Genomic DNA, 3,889 nt, shown 5'->3' with positions numbered 1-3,889 from the left:
CGCCTGCGCGGGGACGAGCGGCCAGAGCGGGGATAACTCCCTCCCCCTTTCCGGGGGAGGGATAAAGAGAAGCCCGCCATGCTATGACTGCCGCCCCACAACGGAGGGCCAACGATGTCTGAAGACCGGCGCGCGGCGCAGATGCGCCTTTATCTCGACGAGGTGTTCAACCGCCACGACCTGTCACGGCTCGACCAATACCTCGCCGAGGATCTCGCCTCGCACTGGCTCGGCGACCAAACCCTGCACGGTCTGCCCGCCTGGAAAGACGCGATGGCCGGCTTCTTCGCCGCCTTTCCCGACGCGGCCTACACGCTCGACGACATTTTCTTCGCCGGCGACAAGGGCGTGTGGCGCGGGACCTGGCGCGCGACGCAAACAGGCGCCTGGGAAGGCATCGCGCCGACGGGACGCAAGGCGACCTGGACCGTGATGATCATGGGCCGCTTCGCGGGCGACAGGATCGCCGAGGACTGGGTCGAATACGACCGCTACAATCTGTTGCGCCAGTTGGGTGGGGTGTGAAGGGCGGGAGGGAAATAGGCCTTCGCATTCATGTTCCGTTATCGCCCGGCTTGACCGGGCGATCCAGTAACCCATGCAATCAGTTACCACGAAGGGCTGTGGTGACTGGATGCCCGCCTTCGCGGGCATGACGAAAGAGGGGGTGTCGGCGCCGCGTCCTAGGTTCCGAAAAGCAGACGGTCTACAAGCCACGTGTCCTCATGGACGAGGGACGGGGTAGGTTCTGAGGGCGGGGATAGGGACTGCCTTCCCCTAGAAGGGGAGTGGGTCTCTGAGCAGGCAGGCAGCGGCCCTCTTAGGCGCAACCGGCTGTTCAGCCAAAAAGGATTTCGAGCCGTTGGCTGACCCAATCGAAATAGGCCTTCGGAGTATCATGCGGAGGTGACGGCGTTGAAGGATCGAGCAAAGCCTTGAAGATATAGGCTGCGTTTTCAATTCCCGCGCTCCGTTCTCCCGTTTGGAAAAGCGCCGCAGCCTCTCGAAAGCGAAGGATGGCTGGAGGATGATCGGTGCCTTTGCCCAGGACTCTTTCGCCAATAAACAGCCATGCGAGAGCGACACAGATCACCAGCACCCTGAACTCACGCTTAAGGCCCTTTCCTGCGCCTTCAAGAATCCAGCGGGTCGCGAAGTCATCCGCCAGGTATTCCTGGCGAATTTGCATGTCTACGGGAATGAACTTCTCATCATCGCGGTAGATGTGGGCAATCTCATGCAGGAGAATCCAACTGAGGGCACCGAAGAAAACATTGTTCACACGGCCTTCAGAGGAGTCGAAGGCCACATCGATTTGTGGCTGGGAGATTGTGGCGGGCCACTCCTGGTCCTTGCGAAAGAGATCCTCGGCGTACGTGATGTACGCACCAATTTTGAGTGAAGCAAACTCCCGGCCTATATCGATTTGCGTCTGTTCAGCTTCTGCAGAGCGTTGTGCTTGTGAGACGAGATTCGCTACGTGAAAAGCAGCGTAGGCAACACACCAAAGACTCGCCAAACCTGCGTAAGATAGAAAGATCGTCCGATCCTGTGGCACTGCATAGAAGTTGGCCGCCGTTTGGCTCGGCTTAATGTTCCACTTGCTGCTTCCGAAAATCTCTGACTGGAGTTTCGATCCCTGTTCGGGGGCAATGTTGAGCGGAGTTCTGGCCGCGAGTCTAAAAAGTTCTTTGGTTGCGTCCTCAGTGGTCGTGCACATTCGGCGCTCCAGCTAGTTTACTGCGGGGTTCTCTTCTTCTGCCATCTTCGGCTCGGCGCCCCAAAGCGCATTGACGACATCTGTTCCCAAAAAGTCGAGCAGCTGCCCCATCGGACGCTTTTCACCGATGGCGCGCGCGACGCGGATTGTCCAATGGACGTTCTTGGCATCGAGAATCCGCGTGATCTCATTCATGAGATTGTGGATATCGACCTTCATCCGATCCCAATTGGGAGCTTCAGCTAGCGCCGCTCCCTTTTCTCCGTAGTCGTTTGCCTTCGCAGCGATTTCGGCTGATGCTACAGCCCAATCCGTTCCTAAAGCCGCAAGAACTTCGTCGGTCAAATAGAGGTTTTCGGACTCATGGCAAGAAAGTCGGACGAACCTGATGTGCTCTTGCGGCGAGTCGGGATTGGCTTCCGGAATAGGCTTGTCGCCATCTAACAGTGCATATCCGGCGGGACTTCCAGGCTCGCGGAGCGCAGCAAGAATGGTCTCAAGGGACTTTTGATATCGCTTGATCTCATCTCCATTGGTGGGAATCACGGAGAAGCTGACAACGTGATGGCGAGGTACTTGGCTCCATAGCCTGTAATCGTCGTCACCTTCAACGAGCAGGAGTGGGACGCCAAAGAGAGGCCCCATCAGCGCATGGCCACCTAAGCATGCCGCAAGTTCCTTAGCCTCCTTGGAGAAGTGTCTGGCTCGGAATTCAGAAGTAGTTCGGTCCAGGTAGACAACGCTTGCCTCTTCACCACCGAACTGACCTAGGGCGGCCAAGAGCGTCGTGCTATGAGTGGCGATAGCAATCTGCAGATCAAAGCGGGTCGCTACCTTGACTAGGAAGTCGGCAAATCGCACCTGCAAATCAGGATGTATGTGCGCGTCTGGCTCGTCGACAAGCATAAGGCGCTTCTCGGCACCTTGGATTTCCCACATTGCAGCGATCGTGAGAACATCAAGAGCTATGGATAAGATTTGCGCTTCGCCACTGCTGAGCTGATGAACGTCCCCGACGGGTTGCCCCGTTGACGTACGAACGAGTTTGTATGGGGGATTACTGTTCCCATCGATTGTTAGCGTGAAGTCGGGCAACAGAGCAGCGAGAAATTGCTCCAATTCACTTGGATTGCCGGGAAGCCGATCTTCTCGCACCGATCCTCGAGCCAAGAAATACGCCTGTATCCTTGTGATGATTTCGACGCGATATTCGGGGCTAAAATTGTGCTGGCTGTGACGCGTTCTCCGAGAGCCCTCAATTTGATCCGAGAGCAGGTTTGGGTTGAACGTCAGCATGCCTACGCGTTCCGGAACTACGTAGTGGTAAAGATTGGGATTAGAGTCGCGCCAAGCGCGGAGCAGCCGACTCTTTCCACTTCCGTTTTTTCCGAAAAGCACGGTGAGGCCGGTCAATCCTTCTAACTTCCATTCGCCTCCGCCCAGGTCTTGGGGTTTTGCTATCGTAACCTCACCAAAGTAGACACTCATGTCGGCAGCCTCACTCCGCGGCTTCGGCCTTGGCGCGTCCGCCGCTCGCAGCCTTGCCGCGTGAGCCAGCGCCGCCGCGCTTGTCCAGCAGCTGCTTGAGGTAGTGGCCGGTATAGCTCTCGCGGACCTTGGCGACCTCCTCGGGCGTGCCGGTGGCGACGACGTGGCCGCCGGCGTCGCCGCCTTCGGGCCGAGGTCGATGAGATGGTCCGCGGTCTTGATCACCTCGAGATTGTGCTCGATGACGATCACGGTGTTTCCCTGGTCGACCAACTCGTGCAGCACCTCCAAGAGCTTCGCCACGTCGTGGAAGTGGAGCCCCGTGGTCGGCTCGTCGAGGATATAGAGCGTGCGGCCCGTGGCGCGCTTCGACAGCTCCTTGGACAGCTTGATGCGCTGGGCCTCGCCGCCCGACAGCGTCGTCGCCTGCTGGCCCACATGGATGTAGCCGAGGCCGACGCGCTTCAGGGTCTCCAGCTTGTCGCGCACGCTTGGGACGGCTTTGAACAGCTCGGCCGCTTCCTCGACGGTCATGTCGAGCACGTCGGCGATCGACTTGCCCTTGAACTTGATCTCCAGGGTCTCGCGGTCGTAGCGCTTGCCCTTGCACACGTCGCAGGTGACGTAGATGTCGGGCAGAAAGTGCATCTCGATCTTGATGACGCCGTCGCCCTGGCAGGC

Annotated in this window: 3 protein-coding genes and 1 pseudogene; 1 reads left to right on the top strand and 3 read right to left on the bottom strand. The window is 58.4% G+C overall.

The genetic code is table 11. The features are described 5' to 3' along the window. Positions 1 to 114 precede the first annotated feature (114 nt). Positions 115 to 525 carry an ester cyclase gene (locus tag AUC71_RS12605; RefSeq protein ID WP_069624543.1) on the top strand — a complete coding sequence of 137 codons (411 nt, stop codon included), beginning with the start codon at positions 115 to 117 and terminating at the stop codon, positions 523 to 525. A gap of 313 nt (positions 526 to 838) precedes the next feature. Here AUC71_RS12605 and AUC71_RS12600 read toward each other — a convergent pair whose 3' ends face one another. The 3 genes and pseudogenes from AUC71_RS12600 to AUC71_RS17975 all read right to left on the bottom strand — a co-directional run. Further along, positions 839 to 1,720 (bottom strand): phage exclusion protein Lit family protein, encoded by an 882-nt coding sequence (locus tag AUC71_RS12600; RefSeq protein WP_069624542.1) that lies wholly within the window; start codon positions 1,718 to 1,720, stop codon positions 839 to 841. A gap of 12 nt (positions 1,721 to 1,732) precedes the next feature. Further along, a complete protein-coding gene (locus AUC71_RS12595; RefSeq protein ID WP_244500947.1) occupies positions 1,733 to 3,016 on the bottom strand; it encodes an ATP-dependent nuclease in 1,284 nt (427 codons plus the stop codon). A gap of 202 nt (positions 3,017 to 3,218) precedes the next feature. Then, a pseudogene (locus AUC71_RS17975) lies at positions 3,219 to 3,889 on the bottom strand (ATP-binding cassette domain-containing protein); the annotation flags it as partial.

It is taken from the genome of Methyloceanibacter marginalis, assembly GCF_001723295.1.
In the GTDB taxonomy this organism is placed as follows: domain Bacteria; phylum Pseudomonadota; class Alphaproteobacteria; order Rhizobiales; family Methyloligellaceae; genus Methyloceanibacter; species Methyloceanibacter marginalis.
Note: the sequence above shows the minus strand (reverse complement) of the source record. Positions and strands in the feature narration are given on the sequence as shown.

What these genes read in the sequence shown, in the direction of transcription:
- AUC71_RS12605 (WP_069624543.1), top strand. Translation starts at nt 115, where the DNA reads ATGTCTGAAGACCGGCGCGCGGCGCAGATGCGCCTTTATCTCGACGAG.
- AUC71_RS12600 (WP_069624542.1), bottom strand. Translation starts at nt 1,720, where the DNA reads ATGTGCACGACCACTGAGGACGCAACCAAAGAACTTTTTAGACTCGCG.
- AUC71_RS12595 (WP_244500947.1), bottom strand. Translation starts at nt 3,016, where the DNA reads ATGCTGACGTTCAACCCAAACCTGCTCTCGGATCAAATTGAGGGCTCT.